The organism is Pseudanabaena sp. PCC 6802, from assembly GCF_000332175.1.
GTDB lineage: Bacteria > Cyanobacteriota > Cyanobacteriia > Pseudanabaenales > Pseudanabaenaceae > PCC-6802.
Genome location: NZ_KB235914.1, coordinates 1,445,097 through 1,468,282 on the forward strand (window position 1 = coordinate 1,445,097; position 23,186 = coordinate 1,468,282).

Annotated in this window: 19 protein-coding genes and 1 pseudogene; 8 read left to right on the top strand and 12 right to left on the bottom strand. The window is 48.6% G+C overall.

The window, feature by feature from the left end; genetic code table 11:
* Positions 1-95: 95 nt before the first annotated feature.
* The 4 genes and pseudogenes from PSE6802_RS0111930 to PSE6802_RS35810 form a co-directional block, all read right to left on the bottom strand.
* Positions 96-1,145, bottom strand: a complete 1,050-nt coding sequence (locus PSE6802_RS0111930) for an ADP-ribosylglycohydrolase family protein (RefSeq protein ID WP_019500290.1) — start codon at positions 1,143-1,145, stop codon at positions 96-98.
* 375 nt (positions 1,146-1,520) lie between these two features.
* Positions 1,521-2,048, bottom strand: a complete 528-nt coding sequence (locus PSE6802_RS0111935; RefSeq protein WP_026103250.1) for a P-loop NTPase family protein — start codon at positions 2,046-2,048, stop codon at positions 1,521-1,523.
* 250 nt (positions 2,049-2,298) lie between these two features.
* Positions 2,299-2,784 (bottom strand): hypothetical protein, encoded by a 486-nt coding sequence (locus PSE6802_RS0111940; RefSeq protein WP_019500292.1) that lies wholly within the window; start codon positions 2,782-2,784, stop codon positions 2,299-2,301.
* Positions 2,781-3,884, bottom strand: a pseudogene (locus tag PSE6802_RS35810) (AAA family ATPase). Before PSE6802_RS35810 ends, PSE6802_RS0111940 begins: the two are co-directional and overlap by 4 nt.
* Before the next feature lie 380 nt (positions 3,885-4,264).
* Between PSE6802_RS35810 and PSE6802_RS33395 the strand changes: the two are divergent.
* The 3 genes from PSE6802_RS33395 to PSE6802_RS0111960 all read left to right on the top strand — a co-directional run bounded on the left by PSE6802_RS33395 (position 4,265) and on the right by PSE6802_RS0111960 (position 6,489).
* The gene (locus tag PSE6802_RS33395; RefSeq protein WP_019500295.1) at positions 4,265-4,978 is read left to right on the top strand and encodes a calcium-binding protein; all 714 of its coding nucleotides are present in this window, start codon (positions 4,265-4,267) and stop codon (positions 4,976-4,978) included.
* Positions 4,979-5,084: 106 nt separating this feature from the next.
* Positions 5,085-5,681: a sigma-70 family RNA polymerase sigma factor gene (locus PSE6802_RS0111955; RefSeq protein ID WP_019500296.1), complete on the top strand. Its 597-nt coding sequence runs from the start codon at positions 5,085-5,087 to the stop codon at positions 5,679-5,681.
* Between the two features lie 46 nt (positions 5,682-5,727).
* Positions 5,728-6,489 carry an anti-sigma factor domain-containing protein gene (locus tag PSE6802_RS0111960; protein WP_036945627.1) on the top strand — a complete coding sequence of 254 codons (762 nt, stop codon included), beginning with the start codon at positions 5,728-5,730 and terminating at the stop codon, positions 6,487-6,489.
* Between the two features lie 7 nt (positions 6,490-6,496).
* Here PSE6802_RS0111960 and PSE6802_RS0111965 read toward each other — a convergent pair whose 3' ends face one another.
* The 4 genes from PSE6802_RS0111965 to PSE6802_RS0111980 form a co-directional block, all read right to left on the bottom strand.
* Positions 6,497-7,483, bottom strand: coding sequence for a hypothetical protein (locus tag PSE6802_RS0111965; RefSeq protein ID WP_019500298.1), 987 nt, complete (start codon positions 7,481-7,483; stop codon positions 6,497-6,499).
* Between the two features lie 94 nt (positions 7,484-7,577).
* Positions 7,578-8,726 (bottom strand): AI-2E family transporter, encoded by a 1,149-nt coding sequence (locus PSE6802_RS0111970; protein WP_019500299.1) that lies wholly within the window; start codon positions 8,724-8,726, stop codon positions 7,578-7,580.
* 31 nt (positions 8,727-8,757) lie between these two features.
* Positions 8,758-9,105, bottom strand: a complete 348-nt coding sequence (locus tag PSE6802_RS0111975) for a carbon dioxide-concentrating mechanism protein CcmK (protein WP_019500300.1) — start codon at positions 9,103-9,105, stop codon at positions 8,758-8,760.
* A gap of 65 nt (positions 9,106-9,170) precedes the next feature.
* On the bottom strand, positions 9,171-9,476 hold the full coding sequence (locus PSE6802_RS0111980; RefSeq protein WP_019500301.1) for a carbon dioxide-concentrating mechanism protein CcmK: 306 nt from the start codon (positions 9,474-9,476) through the stop codon (positions 9,171-9,173).
* Positions 9,477-9,742: 266 nt separating this feature from the next.
* On the opposite strand from PSE6802_RS0111980, the gene PSE6802_RS0111985 reads away from it, so the two are divergent.
* The 3 genes from PSE6802_RS0111985 to PSE6802_RS0111995 all read left to right on the top strand — a co-directional run bounded on the left by PSE6802_RS0111985 (position 9,743) and on the right by PSE6802_RS0111995 (position 12,348).
* Positions 9,743-10,195 (top strand): NfeD family protein, encoded by a 453-nt coding sequence (locus PSE6802_RS0111985; protein WP_019500302.1) that lies wholly within the window; start codon positions 9,743-9,745, stop codon positions 10,193-10,195.
* A 139-nt stretch (positions 10,196-10,334) separates the two neighbouring features.
* Positions 10,335-11,342 carry an SPFH domain-containing protein gene (locus PSE6802_RS0111990; protein ID WP_019500303.1) on the top strand — a complete coding sequence of 336 codons (1,008 nt, stop codon included), beginning with the start codon at positions 10,335-10,337 and terminating at the stop codon, positions 11,340-11,342.
* A gap of 130 nt (positions 11,343-11,472) precedes the next feature.
* A complete protein-coding gene (locus PSE6802_RS0111995) occupies positions 11,473-12,348 on the top strand; it encodes a 6-carboxytetrahydropterin synthase (protein ID WP_026103251.1) in 876 nt (291 codons plus the stop codon).
* 54 nt (positions 12,349-12,402) lie between these two features.
* On the opposite strand, the gene ylqF is transcribed toward PSE6802_RS0111995, so the two are convergent.
* A complete protein-coding gene (gene ylqF, locus PSE6802_RS0112000) occupies positions 12,403-13,272 on the bottom strand; it encodes a ribosome biogenesis GTPase YlqF (protein ID WP_019500305.1) in 870 nt (289 codons plus the stop codon).
* A 141-nt stretch (positions 13,273-13,413) separates the two neighbouring features.
* On the opposite strand from ylqF, the gene PSE6802_RS0112005 reads away from it, so the two are divergent.
* Entirely contained in the window at positions 13,414-14,259 is an 846-nt protein-coding gene (locus PSE6802_RS0112005; RefSeq protein ID WP_019500306.1) for a TPM domain-containing protein, read from the top strand.
* Between the two features lie 4 nt (positions 14,260-14,263).
* Here the strand turns inward: PSE6802_RS0112005 and PSE6802_RS35815 are convergent, their stop codons facing one another.
* The 3 genes from PSE6802_RS35815 to PSE6802_RS31035 all read right to left on the bottom strand — a co-directional run bounded on the left by PSE6802_RS35815 (position 14,264) and on the right by PSE6802_RS31035 (position 22,813).
* A complete protein-coding gene (locus tag PSE6802_RS35815; protein ID WP_019500307.1) occupies positions 14,264-14,479 on the bottom strand; it encodes a hypothetical protein in 216 nt (71 codons plus the stop codon).
* Between the two features lie 302 nt (positions 14,480-14,781).
* Positions 14,782-18,684 carry a TIGR03032 family protein gene (locus PSE6802_RS31940; RefSeq protein ID WP_019500308.1) on the bottom strand — a complete coding sequence of 1,301 codons (3,903 nt, stop codon included), beginning with the start codon at positions 18,682-18,684 and terminating at the stop codon, positions 14,782-14,784.
* A 469-nt stretch (positions 18,685-19,153) separates the two neighbouring features.
* On the bottom strand, positions 19,154-22,813 hold the full coding sequence (locus tag PSE6802_RS31035; RefSeq protein WP_019500309.1) for a beta strand repeat-containing protein: 3,660 nt from the start codon (positions 22,811-22,813) through the stop codon (positions 19,154-19,156).
* Between the two features lie 31 nt (positions 22,814-22,844).
* On the opposite strand from PSE6802_RS31035, the gene PSE6802_RS35340 reads away from it, so the two are divergent.
* On the top strand, positions 22,845-22,976 hold the full coding sequence (locus PSE6802_RS35340) for a hypothetical protein (protein WP_263970344.1): 132 nt from the start codon (positions 22,845-22,847) through the stop codon (positions 22,974-22,976).
* The last annotated feature ends 210 nt before the right edge of the window (positions 22,977-23,186 follow it).

Consider the following 23,186-nt stretch of genomic DNA (forward strand, 5'->3'; position numbering starts at 1 on the left):
CTCGTGAAGAGATAGTCACTAATGTTCGATCCAGTTGATAGGGATTGAGATATTGGGTTCCTTTCGTCACCCCAACCTGCGGCTACAGCGATAGGCTAATATGGGGGCAACAATCGACGAAAACCATGACTCAATACTACCAAAAGAAAAAGTACATTTCGTAGCAATAGGCCGGGAACTGATAGTTGAATTGGCTGATTTGCCGTACCAGTTTGAATGCTTGCACCAAGTTGCTTTGCCAAACATTCCATCCACTTGATTGAGCGAGAAGGTTCCAGCAATCTATGCAGCCATTCTGTCGGAATTCCTTCCTTACCAACTGATGCCCCGACAATACCACCTACCATCGCTGCAATTGAATCGGTGTCACCGCCACATTGAACTGCTGCGATAATTGCTCCCTGGTAGTCATGTTGATGACTTAACCAAGCATGGATAGCTACGGCTACAGAATGATAGACGTATCCAGAAACACCTCCAGAAAGTCCCAATCCTGCTGCAAATTGTGGTGTGGATTCAGCTTTCTTAACACTATCTACTGCTTGGCTAATTAATGAAATTAATTGATTAGCATCGCTATCCAAACAAGAGTTTAGTTGAGCCATAAAATCATCCCCCGATACGATTGTTTGACAAGCATTTCTGGCTGCTAATGCGATCGCAAAAGCACCATATTCTGCTTTGGGATCTGTGTGCGTGATTCTTGAAGCAATCCGAACTGCTTCTCGAAGTCTATCAAGATCGCTGATAGCTACACCTAAAATTGCCGAACGCATAGCAGGACCATTTCCAGCAGAGAAAACCCCACTTTTGTTGGGAGAAACTCCGAACCATAACTTCAGGATAGAGCGTAGGGTCGCCAACCCAACTCCTGCTGGAAAACCAAGAAGCCACCAACGGAGCCGCCGAGCTAATTGATTCTGAAACTCAGCTAAATTACCGCCAGAGGCAATAAGTGACTGTGCAACGATACAAGTATGCTCAGTATCATCAGATATCATTCCAAATCCAAAGAGTAAGCGATGCTGATTCGGAAATCCAAGCAACTTAGAGGCACGATGACGAGACAAGCCTTCATAAGGAAGCCCAATTGAGTCCCCTATAGCAGTACCTAAAATTGAACCAGTGATGTGAGATGGTTTCATGAAGCTCAGGTTTCACGGGTTAACAAGCCCACCAAAGTTCTTATACCAACTCTCCAAAGTATACTACAGATTGTGTAACCCCTAAAGATGAATGCAGGGAGTAGGTCAGGAGTATACAAATGACGGCGATCGCAAGAGGTGTGGGGCTTGTTTCAGCCATAACAAATCCCTTTTACATTTTGTACTTTAGCTAGATAACGTTTGCGATCGCCGGACTCAAAACATCTTGCTAACATGATACTTTAAAGTTCCGGTGCATTGGGTTTATGGGGAGACGCACCGCTTTCCCAAAAATCCGATCTGACAGGTACCCTCGCGAGTAGATTCAGGATGGTATATTGCTCTTTAATCAGTTCTGCCTACCACAAATAACCTTTATTTTGCAAGTTCTAGTTCGACAACCCGATAGAACTCTTTCACGTGTTTAGGAGACTGAAGATGATAAACACGCTTGTTTTCCTTAGATTTATGCACGTACTCTCGGTACTTTGGAGTGAGCTTCTTATTGCACAGCCAAACCGTGTAATAACTGTTTAGCGTCCCCCTCAAGAGCGGACTATTCTCAGGCCAATTTTCTGGTGGAACTAGACAGCCTTTCAGGAATCGCTTCGTTACCCACCAATAGTGCTGGAGAACTGGCATATCCAGATAAACCAAGGTGTCTGCAACCTCCAGCCGTTCCCATACTGTATCCCACGATCCATAGCCATCAATTATCCACTGGTCTTGTTGGAGAAGTCGATCGTGGGCGGCTTTATATTCTTCGTAGGGAATTTCGCTACCGCCGGGTTTATACTTCAGAAGGTCTAAAGCGACCATAGGTAAACCTGTCATTTGTGCTAAACGTTTACTGAGAGTAGACTTCCCACCTCCAGCATTACCAAAAACAGCAACTTTATTCATGGGTATCTCCTTCATAAACCTTGCCTTTAAACTACTCTTTAGTTGAAAATTGTTTGTTATCTTCTCAAGAAGAACTTGAAAGCCAACGTTGCCCATCACCTGCCGTAGATAACCTGTGCATCATAATAGCTCAACTCTCGGCAGTCGGTGGGCATGGGCGTTGTTAGCTGGATGTTTCGTAGTGGCACTCTGAAAGCCGATGCATAGACGTTGCCTGTAACCAATAACTAAGCGCAAGGCTTTATCTACCTTAATTAAAAAGAAATGGCTTGACAGAAGAAATCATACGCTCCAACTCAGTTTTGTTATGCCTGAGAAGATCGTGCCCCCATAATCCATCAGTATTATCAGAACAATTAGCTGAAAGAGACTCTCCAATCGATTCAAAGCTCTTTCCAAGACTCTTTCTTAATTCCTCTGGATTAGATAAGACTCCAAGGACAAAAACTCTGTCCTTTACATCATCTGGAATCTGTTGCTTGACGTAATCAAGGCAACTTTCTTGTCTATCAAAATCAATAAGTAATACAAAATATCTATTCGGATACTGTCGCATTTTAGGTATAAAATTCGTTGTAAACTTCTCTACTACTACTTTCCAGCCACCGACATATGGCAAAACTTGAATCGATCGTTCGTTAAGTTGAGGATGAAGCAAAAAACCATTTGCGATGTCTGAATCAGCCTCATCTTCGGGCAATACAAGAATATGTGGAAAGTACTTGTTAACACTCATAATTCTGTATCACCAAGGATTAAGTTATCTATAAGGTCGCCGCTGATAGATACTTCGCTCAGCGATTGGATCAAAGTTGGTTCTAGATGGCTTTTCTGATCGAGCAAAAAAGTGTTTTCACTCGAAAATTTTCGGATAGCCTCCTCATTGTGTGAGGTTGCTAAAAGTTGCCCACTATTTTTAAAAGAACGTCGTAGTGAAACAACAAAATGTCCAACTTCTGATAAAGAAAGGTAGTTATCAGGCTCGTCCCAAAAGCAAAAAAGTGGGCCGTAGTATTTGTTGGCAGCTAGGGCAACTGCACAAAGGAAAAAGCATTTCTCTCCATCAGACAAGTCTTTAAATTCAATAGTCAAGTTTGTATTATTCTTTTCAAACCTGACGATCATACTCTTGAAGTCTTTGCCAACTAATTCATTTTGAATATCGCTAATATCAGGCATTACTGCTTGGAGGTATTTGTCTATCTCTTTATAAGCAGCAGGATAACGGCTAAGCAACCCTGAGAACCACTCTCCAAAATTTGAACCATCTCGCTTTGGCTCCAAAGTTTCACCGTTGGAGTCTCCAGTAATCAAGCTTGGAATTGGAGCTAGAATAATCATTCGTGCAAGCCAAGTTCTGAAAATACGTAGCGGATCGGTTTCTGATTGTTCTTGGATCACTGGAAGGGCAATAAGATGTCAATCTACTAAGAACTGAGCTTCTCGATTTCGTGAAGTAAGAGTAACTTGGGCTTCTTTTCTAGAGTAAACCGCCTCTCCTGAAACTAGCAATTGTTCTTCAAATACCCGAAGTTCTTTAAAGCCTTCGGGCAACTCCAATGCAAGCACATACTTATACAACTTGTTTTCAATTAGCACCTCTATTTCGAATCGAATTGGGACATTAGATCTATTGGGGGAAAAGTCTTTGGGTTGGACTAGCTGACTAACTCTATTGACACCTTGACCAATGCTCTGAAATAGCTCTAGTGAACTAGCAATGGTTGACTTACCCACACCATTTCTTCCAATTAAAAGTGCGGATGATATTTCCTTGAGGGAAAATTCAAAATTCTCCAGGCATCTAAAGTTATGTACGTACAGCCTTTGGAGCATAGCAAAATAACTCCGAGTTTTGGGAAATGAAGATTTTTGGGACAACCTATTTAACCAATTTACACTATCGGTAACTCTCAGCGAAGCCATGTATAGAAAGCAGAGACTTTGGGGCTTCCAGCTAACTATATATTACTATGCAAAATGCTATATAAATTCCCCATAGGGGAATTTATTCTCCTATTTGCAAAATAAATCAACCATTAGCTTTATTATCCGGCTTTTTTTGGTAATGTCCCCATCTTGGGGTTTATTTAACAAAATACAAAATAAAGTACCAAAATCTTATGCACTAATCGCTTTTTATGTTTTTGCAGTGATCCTTAGATCGAAAATTTGCGTAGTACATGTGATGGCTAGCAAAACAAAGGAGTAAAGACATGTCTGGAAGCGATGATAACAGCAGTGGTGGTGGCAGAGATGATACTCTACCCGGTGATGTTCGACACTCTGGTCTCGATGATGGTGCGAACCACGACCTGTTCGACGATCGCGGCAACCACTTTGAAATTGACGACAGAGGAAACCACTTTGAAATCGACGATCGCGGCAACGATCGCTTCGTTGGGAACGATGCCAACGAGGATTTTCACGGTGGTATGGGTGATGACGATCTATTCGGCAATGGCGGCGATGACAGTCTTTCGGGTAGTAGAGGCAGGGATACGCTCGATGGCGGCATCGGCGATGACAGCATGCTTGGCGGCAGAGGTGCCGACGATCTGATTGGTAGAGAAGGCGACGATTTTCTCCATGGCAATCGGGGCGATGATATCCTGAATGGCTTTGGCGGTGGTGCAGGAGAAGTCGATACCTTGCAAGGAGGGTTGGGTGCCGACATTTTTGTCCTAGCTGATGCGAACGGTACTTTCTATGGTGCTGACGACTCTTTTGCCATAGTTCTGGATTTCTCTGGAGCAGAAGGAGACACAATTCAGTTGAGTGGTGGTGCCGCTAACTACAGGTTAGAGTTCGATTTCAGTAATAGTTCCTCTGGAGATACTTTACTGCGGCGCAGCGACAATAACGATCTAATCGCCATCTTCACAGATACGACATCGATCGATCTATCTCTGGATGCTATTTTTGTTTGATTGACTGACTTGCTAATTGGCGCAACGCGATCGCCCAAATAAATTCCCCCGAGTAAACAAACCAGGTCGATAAAAATGCTTGGGAATGCTCTAGTTTTCTGGTTAAATGAGATCCGATTCACTACCAGCTTACTTTCAGTCGCCTGTGGACGCACCACCCTCCGATCTGGAGTTATTCCGGGCATTGCAGACTAGACAGCCCTTAGTCCTGGGGCAGTTATACGATCTCTATGGAGACATTATGTACAGTCTGGCGTTACGAATTCTCGGCAATCCTCAGGAAGCAGAAGATTTGGTGCAGGAGATTTTTTTATCCCTGTGGAGAGCCTGTACTTTTAACCCCGATCGCGGCTCTTTTAAAACTTTTCTATTAGTGCTGGTGCGATCGCGGGCGATCGATCGGTTGCGATCGCAGAAGAAGACGCGAACTATGCTAGAACGATCTGGCAAAGAGATAACGGACAAACAGTTCAGCAGTGCTCCTTTGGATGAAGTTGCTGCCGATGAAGTAGGTCAACGGGTGCGCTTAGCGCTCGCCAATTTGCCAGAAAACCAGCGTCAGGCACTTGAGATGTCTTATTTTGAGGGACTGACGCAACGGGAAATATCCGATCGTTTAGAAGTTTCGCTCGGAACCGTGAAAAGCTGGTTTCGACTGGGTTTTACGAAGCTACGACAATCGCTAGAAGATCTCATAAATTAGCTCATTAAGTTAAATTCGCAAGCTCATAAGTTAAATTTCACATCCTATGCCGCCATCCTCTCCCCAAGAACCAATACCCGAACACCTGGAGGAATTAATGGTGGGATATGTTCTTAACGCGCTTTCTCCTGAGGAAGCGGCGGAGTTCGAGCGCTACCTGCAAGCAGATCCGAGTTTAACGACAAAAATGAAGCAACTAGAGGAAGTCATCGGACTCATCGGACGTACGCCTCCTCTAGTTGCTGCCCCCGCAGAACTAAAAAACAGGATTATTAAAGCTGCTCAAGCCCAGGTCGGTATTTTCGAGCGTTTGCGCCTTACTTTACCAGCGATAAAACTCCCAGCGATAAAATGGCGCAGAATTGCGGCTATAGCTCTTGCTCTGGTTGCTGTAGGAGTCGCGATCGATAATTACCAACTGCGCCAGAAGTTAGCCTTACAGAAAATGTCCGGCAGCAAGGTTGAAGAGTCCGAACTATACGTGTTTCACCTTAAAGGAACGCCTGCAGCCAGCACTTCTATGGGAAGTGTCATGTTAGATTTACATGCTGGCAGGGTTGTGTTTGCTCTGCAAAACCTGCCTCCCTTACCAGAGGGAGAGGCATATCACCTGTGGGCATTTATGGAAGGCAAAAAGATTCTCTGTGGCCGGTTTAATACCACTCCCAGCGGTCAAATTGTCACTACGCTACCAGTCGAGCTGAAGGAATATACCAATCCTGTCAAGTTTGTCCGTGTATCTAGGGAATCAACTACCACACCCCCGAATCCCCAAAAAAAGGCTCTGGTCATGACCAGCGAGTCTTGAGGCTTTCTTAAAACGAAGGTAAAGGCGGCATTTCTGGGATGCTCTCTAGCTGGCGATCGGAGATTTGCTGGACGCTTTCCCACCTGTAGCCCAAAGCTTCAAAGGTGCGAGCGTTGGGAATCAAGCGCCGCCGCCCCGAACTGATCACGTAGATGGCAGCACTACTACCTTTGAGTAAAGTACCATCCTGGAAAATTATTCGCCCAGTCAGTGGCGGCAGCTCTGGAATGGCACTGAGCGCGCGATCGCTAATTGTCTGCACGTTTTCCCACTTGTAGCCCAAAGCCTTGAATGTGGCTTCATCGGGAATCAACCTACGCTTATTGCCACTGATGACATAAACTGCTGGCAAGCTGCCCTTCAAGAGAGTTCCGTCTTTAAAAGAGAGAGAATTAAGAGATAAAGGTGCGTATTCTGGCAGGGACTTCATCTCTCGATCGGATATCTGTCGGACATCTTCTTGTTTGTATCCTAGCGACTCAAATGTCTTCGCATCTGGAATCAACCTGCGCCCGCCCAGGCTAATTAGATAAACGCGATCGCTGCTATCTTTAACCAGCGTGCCATCTTTAAAGTCAGGATTGCTTTTGAGTAAAATTGGTGGTAGCTCTGGAATCGCTTTGAGCTGCTGTTCTGGAATCTGCGTGACTTTTTCCCACCTGTAGCCGAGTGCGTCGAAGGTGGCAGGATTGGGAACGAGCCGCCGCCGCCCCGCATTAATTACATATACAGGGGTAGGAGTGTCACCTCTGACCAAACTACCTTCTGGCAATTTAGGTAAAGCCACGGAGGGAGACATAACTGTTGGCTTAGATGGCTGTAGCGATCGAGGAGAAGAGCGTTTAGAAGAATTCGGTTGAGGTTGGGCATATAGCGAGTAAGGAGCGATCGCGCTAGTAACGATCGCGACACTGGCACTCGTAACACCGATCGCTATACTTGCCAAAACACCTTGCAGAGTTAATGCTGCGGCGATCGAGGGTAATTTTTTCATAGGTAACCACAGCAAAACCAACCACTTACAGCTCTTTCCCATTTTCTTTACAACCAGAGCAGGCTGAGTAATATATCAACACATTTAGCAATAATTATTTACCATGATTTTCGGAAATCTCGTCATCTTTGCGATCGCGATCGCCAGCACTAATTGCCTTAGCATCCGCACTCCCGTCTTGCAGTTCTCCAGAGGGCAATGCATCTAAACTATCTGATTCCTCTGCCATGAGTTTGTGCCCGTAGAAATGGTTGAAAAGTATCCGACCGATTCCCGCTACAGGTGGTGCAATTATCGCCCCCACTACACCCAGCAGTTCCGCACCCACAATAATTGACAGCAACAACTCAAACGGATCGAGGTTGAGATATGGCCCCACCAACCAGGGTTGCAGGATAAATGCCTCAATCTGCTGCAATACGAATGATATGCCAACTACGGCAATGACTTTGCCAACTCCCATCCCCCAAGCGGCAATCACCATAGGAATTAACCCCAAGATCGGGCCAACAAAGGGGATTAGATTAGATACCGCTACCAGTAATCCTAAAGCCCCCGCAAACGGAACGTTTAAAAACGCCAGTGCCAGATAGGTGCAAAATCCCAACAATGCCGAGGTGCCAATTCTGCCTAAGACATACGCACCAAGGCAGCGGGTAATCGGAGGAATCAACGTGTAGACCTGAGCGCGTACCTCAGGAGCAAATGGTCTGAGTACCTTACGCAATAGCTCCTTGGCATGGACTACCATGTAGCCTGTAATCAACATACTGAGCAAGGTTACGCCCAGAGCATTAATCAGGCTAAGCGTGAAGTTAACCGTCTGGCTTGCCAACTCCTTGCCAAACGCTTGGACTTGATCCAGGATGACTTTCGGCTGTAATAGTTCGGTAAGTCGTTGTGGATCGATATTAAAAATTGGCTGAGTGGGAACTGGAATTTGCTTGACCAGTTCCGGTAAATTTGTAAAAAACAGACCTAACTCTGCAATTATTCTGGGCGCAGGTGCTATGGTCAGCACGATAATGAGTAAAACGCCCAAATAGATAATCGAGATCGCCACACCTCGGCGAATGCGATATTTCTCCATGCTTTCGACTAGTGGCGTAATTGCCCCAGCAAAAAACAGGCTGCCCAGCATAAGCTGCATGGTTTGCCTGAGGACAAAGGCGAGGTAGATCGCGAGTAGTGCAATCAGGCCGCGCCGGAGGTAACGCCAGATTAGTTCTTTGTTATGTAACACGAGCTAGACGAACCTGTGAATTTGCGGAATGCTAAGAGCCTCTGCCGGGTAATCTCATGCCTTCAGCAGCTTGACGATATAACTCCACTTCCGCCGTGAAATCAATCGGCAGTACCGCGACAACATTCTCATGAGGACGTGGAATAATCACCCAAGTTTCCAGGACACCACCGTAAGCAGTTTCTGCTGCCACTATACCTGCATCCATTGAGGTTTTGACTTCAGACACATCGCCCCGAATCAAAACACAAAACCTAGCACTTCCACACCTGAGGTACCCCACTAAAGTTACCCGACCAGCCTTAACCATTGCATCTGCTGCGGCCAAAACTCCTGGAAAGCCTTTTGTCTCCAGTGCGCCAACTGCCTGCTGTGCCATTCTATGAAATCTCCTGTGATAAATTTCTGCGATCGCTGGGTTTTTATTGTACGAGTTTTGGTTACTTAGCGGAACGGTAGATCGACATCCGTGTAGTCAAGTGGCAAGACTCCTATAACATTTTCAGGTGGATTGGGCACGATGTAGTGAGTAACTACCTCGCCACCATAAGTCTTATTACCTGCTTCAATACCTGCTTCCATTGCAGGCTTGACTTCCGAGACGCTACCGCGTACCGCCACGATAAATCTGGCACTCTCTGCCAAACTAAAATGTACGAGCGTAACCTTGCCACCCTTGACCATGGCATCAGCCGCCGCTAACACTGCCGGAAAGCCATTTGTTTCTATTACTCCAACTGCAACAGGCATCGGAGATCTCCTAAACGATCTGTCTAAAATATGTACCAGGTTAATTCTAAGAGGCAATGGTCGTTATTTTTTGTTTTTTAAGCTCACCCACGACTCATTTTTAAATTGGTATTAATTTAACTCAAGCCGATCTACCTGGCCGAAACTAGAGAGTGTAGTTAAAAAAAAGGCTAAGCCAGCTTTCGTTATGGGAGCGTTACCAATGATTGCTTTAACAGGGTGTAAGTTGCAGCCAGTAAAATAGATAAAGCATTGATTTATTGACTATGAACTTGACCCCCAGTCAAATTTGGTTTGCGATTGGTTTGGCGCTGCTGCTGCTGGAGTTGCTCGTACCTTTGCCGACTTTCCTGATTGCTGGAGCAATGGGTTTGAGTGCGGTAATCGTGGCTCTAATTGCTTTGGTAGTGCCTTTTACAATCGTTCACGTTGCTGTTTGGATCGCTCTAGCGGTGGCATTTACCCTGGTTATTCGACGTTTTGTGCCTCGCGATTCTAAAAGACTGGCAGAAGCCGCAGAGGGAGTGACGCTGACAGAAATTCCGGCTGGTCAGAGCGGACGGGTGCAGTACGAAGGGGTTTCTTGGAAAGCCCGTTGCGATGATGTGAGGGTTGCCATCCCTGCTGACCAAAAAGTACACGTACTGCGTCGGCAAGGAACAACCCTGATCGTGATGCCTGAAAAATGGTTGGCGGCACACGAGCATGAATATGAATAACCCACCTATAGCAATCGCAAATGATTTGTGAAAAAGGGGGTGTGGGGCTGCGCCCCACGCAGGGGTTCTACCCCTGCACCCCGCTCATAAATGACTTAGGATTGCTATATCAATACCAACATGGAGGAGCAAGAGAAATATGGACTTTTTTGGTGGCTTGACTGCTTTTATAGTCGTCAGTTTTGTGGCTGGATGGAATTCGATCAAAGTAATTAGTCAAGGCGAGGAAGCTTTGATAGAAACCCTTGGTAAGTACAGTCGCAAGCTCTCGCCAGGTCTGAATTTCATTACGCCGGTGATGGATAGGGTTGCCTATCGCAATACAGTTAAGGAACAGGTGTTAGATATTCCACCGCAGCAGTGCATCACCCGCGATAATGTTTCGATTACGGCAGATGCCGTGGTGTACTGGCGGATTGTCGATATGGAAAAAGCTTGGTATCGCGTCGAAAATCTGCGCCAGGCCATGACTAATATCGTGCTAACCCAAATTCGAGCCGAGCTTGGCAATTTGGAACTCGATCAAACTTTTACCGCCCGCAGTCAAATCAATGAGATCCTGCTACGCGATCTCGATGAAGCCACCGATCCCTGGGGCGTTAAGGTAACGCGGGTAGAGCTACGCGATATTCTGCCTGCCAAAGCCGTGCAGGAATCGATGGAACTGCAAATGACAGCAGAGCGCAAAAAGCGATCGGCCATTTTAACCTCTGAAGGCGAGCGGGAAGCTGCGATCAACAAAGCCAGAGGTCAAGCCGATGCCCAAATCCTTACCGCTGAAGCAGCCCAAAAAGCTGCCATCCTGGAAGCAGAGGGTGTCAAGCAGGCAAGAATCCTGAAGGCGGAGGCGGAGCGCCAGGAAAAAATCCTGCGATCGCAAGGTACGGCTCAGGCATTACAAGTTCTGCTGCAAGCTAGCAAAGATAACCCACAGGCAAAGGAAATCCTGCAATTCCTGTTGGCACAAAACTACATTGATATGGGCACAGTAGTGGGCAGCAGCGGTAGCAGTAAGGTTTTATTTATGGATCCCAGAGCGATCGCCTCGACGCTGGAGGGCATCAAATCCGTAGTCGGCGATGCCAACACCCTGGCTAGTCTAGATACTGATGCAAATTTAGGCGATCCAAATACTTGGACGAGATGATCCGTCCGCAAGCAGATCGTCCCGATCTGATAATTACTTCTAGCAGTACATGCCAGAATTACGAACGGAATGTTAAGTTAGTATAAAGAAACTGCAATATTGCAATCAATAGCCCTACCCCACGATCTAAATGGCAAGATGTGTAATCAACCGAAGGGCAGAGTTTTCTGCCAGTCATCGGTACTGGCTGCCTGAGCTTTCAGCATCAGAAAACGAAGCAAGATTTGGGGCTTGTACGAATTTCCCAGGTCACGGTCATAATTATGTCCTCTACGTGTCAATGGAGGGCGATATAGATGACAATGGTATGGTTTTGAACCTGTCGGATGTCAAGCATACGATCGCCAGAGAAGTTGTTTCCCAACTTAACTTTAGCTATCTCAATGCCGTTTGGCCGGAGTTTGAACAAACCCTTCCCACGACCGAGAATATTGCCAGGGTAATTTGGCAGCGACTGTCGCCTCACCTCCCCTTAGTGAATATTCAGCTATTTGAACATCCCAAGCTTTGGGCAGACTATCAAGGTAAAGACATGCAAGCACATCTTACAGTTAGCACTCATTTTTCCGCCGCGCATCGACTGGCTTCAGATCGCCTCAGTCTGGAAGAAAATACGGCGATCTACGGCAAATGCGCTCGCGTCCACGGACACGGCCATAATTACCATCTGGAAGTCACGATCGCAGGTGAAATGGACCCTCGTACAGGCACGATCGCCGATCTGGTAGCGTTTCAGGCAGCAATCGATCGCCATGTAGTCGAACCAATGGATCACACGTTTTTGAATAAAGATATTCCTTATTTTGCCGAGGTTGTCCCCACCGCTGAAAATATTGCCGTCTACATTCAAAACGTTCTGACCGAACCCATCCGCCAAATTGGTGCGGAACTGTATCGCATTAAGCTGATCGAAAGCCCCAATAACTCCTGCGAAGTCTACGGCCCTTCCTTGCGCGAACAAATCCGGTCTTTAGAAGAAGCGATCGCTAAGTCAGTGCTAGTTTAATCCCAAATCCCGTTTTATTCCCCCTTTTTCTTGTTTGTTCGTGTAGCTGCGACTTCAGTTACCAGACAATATAGGGGACGTTAAGCTGGGCATTTCCAAGGCGATCGCGCCCAAGCGTCCTTTGCGAAAATCGTGCAGGATTTGGTTGGCAACCCGATCTGAGTTGCCAGCATAGCGATCGCTTTGTGCCAGAGTCAGAATAAAGTCCATACCCGATCCGATCTGCGGATCTTGCATGTCTAATCCGTAGCGCTCGGCAAGCGGTACTCCTAGCTCGCTCAGCAACTCGATCGCAGCAGCGGCTACCAGAGAGCAATCGTAGGCGGCTTGTCCGATATCATCGCAGATCGCCAGCTTGATTGCGGCTTCGCGATCGTCCAGTAGAGGTGGCAGAATACCTGGTGTATCGAGCAATTCGATCTGGTCGGAAATGCGAATCCAGCGCAGTTGCCGCGTCACGCCAGGACGGTTAGCGCTTTCGGCGACTCGCCGTTTGAGCAAGCGATTAATCAGAGCGGACTTACCCACATTGGGAAACCCGATTACAACCGCACGCACGGGGCGGGGCAACATGCCCCGACTGCGTCGCCTCTGGTTGACACTATCGCCCGCTGCCTGTGCTGCCTTGAGTAGTGCCTGCACTCCTTTACCCGATTGGGCATCGGTGAAATAAACCGTACGGCCCTGTTGGTTAAACCATTGCAATAGCTGCGATCGCTCCGAACTGGAAATCATGTCCATGCGATTGAGAACCAGCAGGTGCGATCGCCCTTCAACCCAGTACTTCATTTTGGGGTGATGGCTGGCGAGGGGAATGCGTGCATCCCTGACTTCGATCGCAACATCAACGCGTTTGAGTTGCTCGCTTAGCTCTTTTTCCGCTTTAGCGATGTGACCTGGATACCATTGGATCGGAGCAGACATAAGTGATCGAGAATAGTTAAAAATTGATGGTAACTAGAAGCAAAATCTTACAGTTGCTTAACTAAGCTAGAGGCAAATAGGATTAAATGCTTATATCAAAGTTTACAATTTAGTAAAGGTTTAAAAATTTTTATATTAATTATGGGTCAACTCTTTCGCCAAAGATTTACAACAATTGTGAATCGTGCTTGTGTTCGTATTAGCATTGGTGCGATCGCGCTCGTACTATTCTTGAGCGCTACTTTAGTAAATCCTGCACCAGCAAAGGCTATAGATGCACCAGAACTTTTGCCCACCCACCCAACTAACGTGATCGATCTGGGTCGGTTTCTGAGTGATTTTCAAGAGGCTGAGCTGGATAAAGAACTAACAAAATTCGAGCAAAAAACTGGTTGGAAGTTGCGCGTATTGACCCAAGTGGATCGTACTCCAGGTCGAGCCGTTAAGGATTTCTGGGGTTTAAACGAGCGTAGTGTCATGTTAGTAGCAGACTCTAGCCGGCGCAATCTACTCAACTTTAACGTGGGCGACAGCGTCTACGATCTCTTACCTCGAGTCTTTTGGATCGAGTTACAGTCTCGTTACGGCAACCAATTCTACGTGCGCGATGAGGGATACGATCGCTCGATCTTGTCATCGATCAATGCCATTGAAACCTGTCTGGCAAACGATGGCTGTAAGGTAGTACCAGGCTTGCCACAGGAACAGTGGATTTTGACCCTGCTAACCTCAATTTTAGGTGGTTTCATTTTTGGCTATGCGGGTCACCCTCGCAAGGACGGGGAGGTATTTGCTTGGCGGTGGGCACTGGTGATGACACCACTGTGGGGCATGTTATTTATTGCCTTTGGCATTGGTCCCGTAATATCGCGTACGGGTGACTGGTTACCAATTGTCCGTAACGTAGCTGGCTTTGTCGGTGCCGCGATCGTGGCCTATCTGATTCCTTCGCCTAAGCGCGCTCCCACAGCACCTGACAATCAGTAGATCTCTAGCGATCTTCTTTGTCCTGCGCAGGTGGATTGAATCTGCTGTCTGCAATCTCAATCATGCGATCCACTGAATGTTCGGCAATAAATTTGCGTGCTGTTGCTAAATATTCTAAGTGCGGGCATTTATCGCCCAGAATGCAACCGTTAACGCATTCCTCTTTGCAATTTACAGTACTCATTGACCCTTGTGTCGAAATAAATTTAAGAATCGCCATCCTGAAATTAGTAGCAAGAACCGTAAAGCTAATTGCTATCAGCAGCGTCACCTTACTCTCCCCACAAAGCGATCGCAGGATGGGAACGTCTGTAATGTAGGCGATCCTGTATCCAAACCTCAATACCACCTAAGCAATAATTAACGCAGGACTTTCAACAAAAGGAGGCACCCTAACATCAAATGAAGAAGGGTTAGCGAGTCATAATTATTAGCTAATATCCTCCCATGCTGCCCATCCTCAGAGGTTTCCCTCCTTCCGGGCAAACGAATCTCACCTATACCTCGTGGAGTACATCTTTCTCAATCGCTATCCCACATCTGTCGAAAAGCGACTTCCAGACTCCGCACGAACCCCTTGAGATCGAATAGAGGCAAGCGATCGCGATTTTCCTGCAAACGATTGCGAATTTCTGCCAGTTCTTGAGGATGAGTAGCTAGATGAATTGCCTTTTGTAAATATGTTTCGGTGCGATCGCAGATCAGATCTTCCAAACCCGCCGCCGCGCAGATACTCGCTCCCATCCGCGAAGCATTTGTATTTCCCAACTTCGTCAATAGGGGAACCCCTGCCCACAATGCCGCCGTTGCCGTCGAACCCGCATTATAGATAAACGTATCGAGATATAGATCTGCCAGGCGATATCGCGCCATATATTCCGCATGGGGTAATTTCTCTGTGAAAATCAGGCGGGCTGGGTCAATGCCATGCCGGGTAGCGTGCGATCGCAGGTTATCCGTTATCCTGGGCGCGCTGCCAGTCAGCCATAACACCGCATGGGGCACTGCCGTTAAGATCTCCATCCACGCGCCAAACACCTCTGGTTCGATTTTGTAATGGGAATTGAAGCAGCAAAAGACAAATGCCAATTCCGGTACGCCAAACTCGGAGCGAGTCATGGCGCGATCGGAGATTTCTAGCGGCGAAGCGCCAAAGGCGTGGGGTAGATAGATAATCTCTTCTGTATAAGAAGCGGCGATTTCCGGCGAGATTAACCAGCGATCGGCGATCGCGTATTGCATGAAATCGGCTCCCATCGTATCGGGATAGCCCAGAAACTGCGCCTGAATAGGAGCGGGCTGCAATGCCAGAATCTCAGAGCCGTTATTCACCGTATAGCCAGCTAGATCGATTAAAATCTGAATGCCATCGGCATGAATTCTCCGCGCCGCTGCTTCGGTCGAAAGGAGCGAAAGATCGACAAATACATCGCAATGCTCGCGAATATGCTGGGTAATGCGATCGTTGAAATCCACAGTGGAATAGACATAAACTTCAAATTCCTCGCGATCGTGATATCGAAACATATCATGAACTAAGCGACCGACAGCGTGTTCGCGAAAGTCGGGCGAGATATAACCGACGCGCAGTTTTGGGGTTTGGTCGCGCAAATGTTGAAAATTTAATCGCTCTCGCGTTTTAGCAGCCGCTTGCTGAATATTAAGCGCAAATTCCCGTGCGGCGGAGTGGTGTAACGACAGGGGAAGAGGAAACGAGCTGAGTACAAAGGGATTGATCGCACCAGGCGATGTTTTAGATGGAGATTGGATATAGTCGATAATTGCTTGCTGGCGACGATCGTAATCGCTCCAGTCGCATAATCTGCGATAGATAATGCTCTCTAAAATATCATAAGTTTCGCCATCCTGAGGATGAATTTGTCGCAAGATGGTATAGGAATTGAGAGCTTCTTCTAGCTTTTCCTGATACTCATAAATTAGAGCTAACTGAAAATGAGCCTGGTGGTAGTTGGGACGCAACTCAACTACTCTTTGAAAGTGGTCTACCGCCGCCCCCAAGCGTCCCTGCTGCTTATAGATCGTCGCCAGATTAAAATGGGCGGGAACGTAGTCGGGTTTAAGCTGTAAAGCCTTGATGAATCCTGCTTTTGCCCTTTCCAGTTCGTCATCCAACTGCCAGGTGCTAGCGAGGTTAGAAATTGCCTCCCCAAAGTCGGGTTTAAATCGCAGCGCCTGCTCGTAGAAAGTTTTTGCTTCCGATACCTTTCCTCGCTGTTGCAACATCGTTCCCAAATTATTGCAAGCTCCCCAATGACCGGGCTGGAGTCGAATCGCTTCCCTCAAAGATAGTTCGGCCTCTTCTCCCATATTGTAGTGTTTGGCATAGCGAGCGCGATCGAACAATGCCTGGGCAGGGTCTACAATCGATGCGGGGCGATCGGCGAAAGGAGGGGTTTGCGGCGCGTGAATTTGGGTTTGCCCTTGGTCGTCTTGATAAAGATATACCGTTTGCACTTGCGGATTCATCATCAACACCGCTGTAGACAAATTGCTGACACCATGTACCAATATCTGACACCGCGCCAGCAGCAATGCATCCATCAAAACCTGTTTCCCTAAATACGACCCTCGATACTCGCGATTCCAATGGATTTCTTGACGGGCTACCGCAGGCGATCGCGCCGCTTCAGCTTGGTAAATCAGGCGATCGTCAAAAGCTTCTGAAAAAGCAGCGATCGCATCTTCCTCATCTGTCGCCAAAAAGACTCGCACCTTGCCTGTTGAAGGCATAACTTTGCGAATAGCATCGATAATATTGGGAATCGGCACGGGCTGTAAATAGAAATCCTCAACCCGATGTAGTTGGTGTCGTTTATGCACGCCGATGCAAAAATATCCATCCATTAGTTCTGCGTAGATCCGCTCCGCTTCAGCCTGCAACTCCGACCTGACTCGAATGAATTCTGTAAAAATCTGCCCGTAGCGATTTCTTACCGATTGAAAATCAGTTCCCAAATACATCAAATGAGCGCCTGCCCCTGTCATCGTGAAATCTATATACAGATCCTGTACGACTGCATCTGCCACTGGCACTGCATTAGAAATCGGTTCAAAGAAAATTTCCCAAATATTTTCTCCGATCGCATCGCCATAGCGAAACGCTGATTCCGTTCCCGTATACATCCAATCCACCCAGACATTACATTCTCGATCGATCCTGGATAACCAGTTGAGCACTTTATTAAAGTTCGAGAAGAATCCGCCGTCCTGGTGGGATTTAATTACCAGATTTTTGTATTCCAGGCGGATCGATTCTTCTTCTTTTAGAGGTTTTGAGTCCGTTACCCGCGCAGTCGCTTCCTGCAAAGACTCCGAGGCGATCGCCCGTGCCATCTCTTCCTTTGGAGGTTCCGAGATAGCCCGTCCAGTCTCCTCTTGCAAAGGCTCCAGAGTGATTAACTGGACGATCTCTTCCGTTTGGAATCCCAGTGCCATCGGGCGCTTCACCTGTGGCAACACCTGCACGTCATAGAGTTCGGTGATGATGCCCTCAAATCGGAACCAGTGAGCGATCGCACCCGTCCGCAGGTCGATCGCCATCAAGCCGCATTGCGGGTCGGTATCCTTTGCCATCAGTCGATCGTCTAACGGCAAGCCTGAAAACGTGCGATCGCCTCCCCTCGGTTTTGAGAGTCCAACAATGGCATAGTCTTGATGAAAGGCCAAGCCCCGCAAAAAACCAGGACAAAAGGCAATGGCTTCAAACTTACCCGCCTGTAAGTCCACATAGCCAAATTCCCCCGTGCCGGAGTTGAGCAACCACAGGCGATCGCGATACCAGCGCGGTGAGTGCGGCATGGACAATCCTGTAAATATAATCTCACCGGAAGGAACATCGATGACGCAACCTCCATTCCGGCGGCGATCGCGCCAGCCATCAATCGCATCGGAACGGCTGCAAGAGGTGGTATACTTTGGCTTCCCCTCCACCATTGCCAATCCATTCAAATGGCAGCGATCTTCGTTGATAATTTTAGAGATAAAGTTGGGTTTCCAGATCGGCTTGCAGCTATGGCGATCGCTGAGCGTTGCCAGGCAGTTTAGCATCGTGCTGGCGAAAATCAATTTACCAGTATCATCCACTACCAGATCGTGAACGTCCAGATCGCCCGTAGTATAGCCAATGCGCGGTATATAAAGCTTATCGTAGCCGTTATATGCCTGTCCCGCTTCCAACACATTATCGATCTGCCAGATCTGATACTTGGTGCTGAGATACATGCGTTCTGTTGTAGCATATAGGCCCATTGCGCGATCGAAAATGCGCTCAAAACCTGAAACGCTACCATTTTCTGGATTCACCCCCAATAGCATCAGGCGACTGGTCTGATAGGTCGTGCAAGCGAGGCTTATCTGCTCCCTTGCCAGCCAATCCGTGAAGTAGCGATCGCAAAACATTTCCATTGGCAAATATCCTGGCGGTTAGCGGTCAGCTTTCAGCAGTCAGCTTTTTCGGTCTAACGCTGATTAAGTATTGCATTTAGATATAGCACAGATGTACTCAAGTGCATGTATGGCTGTAGCCACTAGGCTTAGGACGGGGTGCAGGGGTAGAACCCCTGCGTGGGGGCACACCCCCCACACCCCCTGTCCTAACAGATCTGTCTACGGCTATAAATATAGCGTTTTTCAACTGAGAACAGGTTTTATAGCGTTTTTCAATTAAGAACAGGTTTTATTGACGGGGTGAAGGGGTAGAACCCCTTCTTGGGGGCAACGCCCCCAAACCCCCTTCTCGTTTTCATCTGAAAACCGCTATATTGATGGGGTGAAGGAGTGAAACACGGTACAAACAAAGTCTGCCTGCGCAGACTCTGAGGAAAGGGGCTATACAGATCGGGATTTGGGATCGGATTAGGAGCAGGATTTAAGCTTAGACCTGTGCAAAAGAGGCAGGAGTTGGGACATTCCCCTGCACCACGGCAACTAGATCGGTGCCGAGATAGAGCGCCGTGCCGGAAGCGATGCCACCAGGCATCACTCCGCCAATCGTCAGCGTATCGCCACTATGAGTTTGAATTACATCGCCCGCGCCGAAGTCGGTGATGAGAACATAGTCGGATATCCCATTGCCAAAGTAATAGGTTCTGGTACTATCGCCTAAGATAAAGCGATCGCTCCCTGCGCCACCAGTCAATCTGTCTATCTCATTCAGCCCAAAGCCACTGGTAGGATCGGCTCCAGTTAGAGTGTCATTGCCGTTACCTCCCAGTAACGTATCGTTGCCGAGTCCGCCAATGAGAATGTCGTTACCATCGCCTCCATTAATGGAATCGTTGCCAGCCAGACCGGATAAGGTGTCCAGACCGCCCAAGCCGGAAATCGTGTCGTTGCCTGCGGTGCCTGTCAGAGAATCGTTGCCAGTGCCGCCGACAATGATATCGTCGTTAACAATCGCACCCGCTGCCATTGCAGTGCCAATTACCGCTCCATTTGTAGGGTCGGAGAGGGTAATTGTGAAGTTCTCATCTGGTTCCACCACGGCATCGCCCAAGACATTAATGGTGATGTCCTTGCTGGTTTGCGATGCTGTAAAGCTGAGCGTACCTGAGGGCAAAATACCACCACCAAAATCCGTTGCATTAACGGGATTGCCTCCACTGCCCGTCACTGCCCAGTTCACGTTGTTCGCACCAGTCGTATCGCCCGTGCGCGTCACTGTAAATGTAAAGGCTTTATTGCCGCTATTCCCTTCAGTTTGATTGGCATTCTTGGGAGCGATCGCAAGGGTGGGAACAGTATCGTCGTTGAGAATTGTGCCTGTAGCTGTTGGTACGGCGATCGGCGATCCGTCTGAAGTGCTGACGAGCGCCACGGTGAAGTCCTCATCCAGCTCGTTAACAATATCTCCTCGCACCTGGATATTCAGGATCTGGCTGGTTTGTCCTGCGAAGAAGGAAAGATAACTAGAGGGGAAGAAACCGCCAAAGTCATCGACATTGGCAGGATTGGTGCCGCTGCCGCTGACGGCATAGTTTACCAGTGCAAAATTGTTGATATTGACATTGCGACTGACATTAAATGTGAAATTTTTATAGCCAGAATTACCTTCTGTTTGGCTGGCGTTGACGGCAGTTATGGCGAAGCCTGAGCGGATAACGTCGTCGTTTTGAATCGTACCAGTCGCAGTAGCGGTAGTAATGTTTGCGCCAGATGGGTTGGAGAGCGTGACAGTGAAGTTCTCATCTGGTTCTACTGTGGTGTCACCGCTGACGTTTACGGTAATCGTTTTGCTGGTCTCGTTGGCAGTGAAGTTGACCGTGCCACTGGGAAACGTGCCGCCAAAGTCGGTGGCATTGGCGGGATTGGCTCCCGAACCCGCAACCGTCCAGGCGGCAGAGGAAGTTCCACTGGTATTGCCTGTGCGCGTCACGGTAAACGTGAAGGCTTTGATCCCGCTATTGCCTTCGGTTTGGCTGGCATTGGCATCGGCGCTAATTGCCAGCCCAGCGTCATCGTTTTGAATCGTACCAGTCGCAGTAGCGGTAGTAATGTTTGCTCCAGATGGGTTGGAGAGCGTGACAGTGAAGTTCTCATCTGGTTCTACTGTGGTGTCACCGCTGACGTTTACGGTAATCGTTTTGCTGGTCTCGTTGGCAGCGAAGTTGACCGTGCCCGTGGGAAACGTGCCGCCGAAGTCGGTGGCATTGGCGGGATTAGCTCCCGAACCCGCGACCGTCCAGGCGGCGGAGGCAGTACCGCTGGCATCTCCGGTGCGGTTCACTGTGAAGGTGAAGGCTTTGGTGCTGCTGTTACCTTCCGTTTGGGTAGCGCTGGCATCGGCGCTAATTGCCAGCCCAGCGTCGTCGTTTTGAATCGTACCAGTCGCAGTAGCGGTAGTAATGTTTGCTCCAGATGGGTTGGAGAGCGTGACAGTGAAGTTCTCATTGGGTTCTACTGTGGTGTCACCGCTGACGTTTACAGTAATCGTTTTGCTGGTCTCGTTGGCAGCGAAGTTGACCGTGCCCGTGGGAAACGTGCCGCCGAAGTCGGTGGCATTGGCGGGATTAGCTCCCGAACCCGCGACCGTCCAGGCGGCGGAGGCAGTACCGCTGGCATCTCCGGTGCGGTTCACTGTGAAGGTGAAGGCTTTGGTGCCGCTGTTACCTTCCGTTTGGGTAGCGCTGGCATCGGCGCTAATTGCCAGCCCAGCGTCGTCGTTTTGAATCGTACCAGTCGCAGTAGCGGTAGTAATGTTTGCTCCAGATTGGTTGGAGAGCGTGACAGTGAAGTTCTCATCTGGTTCTACTGTGGTGTCACCGCTGACGTTTACGGTAATCGTTTTGCTGGTCTCGTTGGCAGCGAAGTTGACCGTGCCTGTGGGAAACGTGCCGCCGAAGTCGGTGGCATTGGCGGGATTGGCTCCCGAACCCGTCACCGCCCAATTAGCAGAGGAAGTGCCGCTGTTATCGCCCGATCGCGTCACTGTGAAGGTGAAAGCTTTTGTACCGCTATTGCCTTCGGTTGCATTGGCGCTAGCATCGGCGGCGATCGCTAAAGTAGAAGAACTATTGAGCAAGACGGAGACGTTGCTGCTGCTTTGGTTCGCGGCGGCTAAGTCGGGCTTGCCATCGCCGTTGAAGTCGCCTACGGCCACGGATCTGGGATTACTCCCCACTGCAAAAGTGGTTTGGCTGCTGAAACTGCCACTGCCATTGCCCAGCAAGATGGAGACGTTGTTGCTGTTATAGTTCGCGGTGGCTAAGTCGGGCTTGCCATCGCCGTTGAAGTCCCCCACATCCACAAAGATGGGATTAGTTCCCACCGCAAAAGTGGTTTGGCTGCCGAAACTGCCACTGCCATTGCCCAGCAAGACGGAGACGTTGCTGCTGCCTTGGTTCGCGGTGGCTAAGTCGGGCTTGCCATCGCCGTTGAAGTCCCCCACAGCCACGGATCTGGGATAATTCCCCACTGCAAATGTGGTTTGGCTGCCGAAGCTGCCACTGCCATTGCCCAGCAAGACGGAGACGTTGCCGCCACCGTTCGTGACGGCTAAGTCGGGCTTGCCATCGCCGTTGAAGTCCCCCACAGCCACGGATGTGGGAATAATCCCCACCGCAAAAGTGGTTTGGTTGCCGAAGCTGCCACTGCCATTACCCAGTAAAACTGAGACGTTGTTGCTGCTGCGGTTCGCGGTGGCTAAGTCGGGCTTGCCATCGCCGTTGAAGTCCCCCACGGCCACGGAGAAGGGAGCTATCCCCACTGCAAAATCGGCTCGACTGACAATGCCACCACTGCCGTCGCCAAGCAAGACAGAGACGTTGTCGCTGAGACCGTTCGCGGTGGCTAAGTCGGGCTTGCCATCGCCGTTGAAGTCCCCCACGGCCACGGATGTGGGATAATTCCCCACCGCAAAAGTGGTTTGGCTGCCGAAGCTGCCACTGCCATTGCCCAGCAAGACGGAGACGTTGTTGCTCACCGCGCTCGCGACGGTCAGGTCGGGCTTGCCATCGCCGTTGAAGTCCCCCACGGCCACGGCTCTGGGATTATTCCCCACTGCAAATGTGGTTTGAGCGTTGAAGTTAAGTGCCATAGGGGTGCTCCAATCTAAGGGTTAGGCAGGTTTGCGCTGCGGTATTCATGACGACTGGCTAGCGATCGCCAGTCTTAAGTTATCGGAAGTTCTGGAGATATTATTATCAAGGAATCGTGAAATTCTGGTGAACTTTGGTGAAATTTATAGTGAAGATTTATAGCCGTAGACAGATCTGTTAGGACAGGGGGTGTGGGGCTGCGCCCCCACGCAGGGGTGGAACCCCTGCACCCCGTCCTAAGCCTATTGGCTATAGCTATAAAAGCTATATGAGTATTTATTCAGTGCTAAGATAATCCCCATAGTGATATACACCGACAACTCTTGTGAGGGGAGAGAAATGAAGAATTATCAGTTTAGTCTGGCTAGTTGC

Excerpts from the sequence above, each read along its gene's own strand:
- PSE6802_RS0111930 (WP_019500290.1), bottom strand. The coding sequence starts at position 1,145 with ATGAAACCATCTCACATCACTGGTTCAATTTTAGGTACTGCTATAGGG.
- PSE6802_RS0111935 (WP_026103250.1), bottom strand. The coding sequence starts at position 2,048 with ATGAATAAAGTTGCTGTTTTTGGTAATGCTGGAGGTGGGAAGTCTACT.
- PSE6802_RS0111940 (WP_019500292.1), bottom strand. The coding sequence starts at position 2,784 with ATGAGTGTTAACAAGTACTTTCCACATATTCTTGTATTGCCCGAAGAT.
- PSE6802_RS33395 (WP_019500295.1), top strand. The coding sequence starts at position 4,265 with ATGTCTGGAAGCGATGATAACAGCAGTGGTGGTGGCAGAGATGATACT.
- PSE6802_RS0111955 (WP_019500296.1), top strand. The coding sequence starts at position 5,085 with ATGAGATCCGATTCACTACCAGCTTACTTTCAGTCGCCTGTGGACGCA.
- PSE6802_RS0111960 (WP_036945627.1), top strand. The coding sequence starts at position 5,728 with ATGCCGCCATCCTCTCCCCAAGAACCAATACCCGAACACCTGGAGGAA.
- PSE6802_RS0111965 (WP_019500298.1), bottom strand. The coding sequence starts at position 7,483 with ATGAAAAAATTACCCTCGATCGCCGCAGCATTAACTCTGCAAGGTGTT.
- PSE6802_RS0111975 (WP_019500300.1), bottom strand. The coding sequence starts at position 9,105 with ATGGCACAGCAGGCAGTTGGCGCACTGGAGACAAAAGGCTTTCCAGGA.
- PSE6802_RS0111980 (WP_019500301.1), bottom strand. The coding sequence starts at position 9,476 with ATGCCTGTTGCAGTTGGAGTAATAGAAACAAATGGCTTTCCGGCAGTG.
- PSE6802_RS0111985 (WP_019500302.1), top strand. The coding sequence starts at position 9,743 with ATGAACTTGACCCCCAGTCAAATTTGGTTTGCGATTGGTTTGGCGCTG.
- PSE6802_RS0111990 (WP_019500303.1), top strand. The coding sequence starts at position 10,335 with ATGGACTTTTTTGGTGGCTTGACTGCTTTTATAGTCGTCAGTTTTGTG.
- PSE6802_RS0111995 (WP_026103251.1), top strand. The coding sequence starts at position 11,473 with ATGGCAAGATGTGTAATCAACCGAAGGGCAGAGTTTTCTGCCAGTCAT.
- ylqF (WP_019500305.1), bottom strand. The coding sequence starts at position 13,272 with ATGTCTGCTCCGATCCAATGGTATCCAGGTCACATCGCTAAAGCGGAA.
- PSE6802_RS0112005 (WP_019500306.1), top strand. The coding sequence starts at position 13,414 with ATGGGTCAACTCTTTCGCCAAAGATTTACAACAATTGTGAATCGTGCT.
- PSE6802_RS35815 (WP_019500307.1), bottom strand. The coding sequence starts at position 14,479 with ATGGCGATTCTTAAATTTATTTCGACACAAGGGTCAATGAGTACTGTA.
- PSE6802_RS31940 (WP_019500308.1), bottom strand. The coding sequence starts at position 18,684 with ATGGAAATGTTTTGCGATCGCTACTTCACGGATTGGCTGGCAAGGGAG.
- PSE6802_RS31035 (WP_019500309.1), bottom strand. The coding sequence starts at position 22,813 with ATGGCACTTAACTTCAACGCTCAAACCACATTTGCAGTGGGGAATAAT.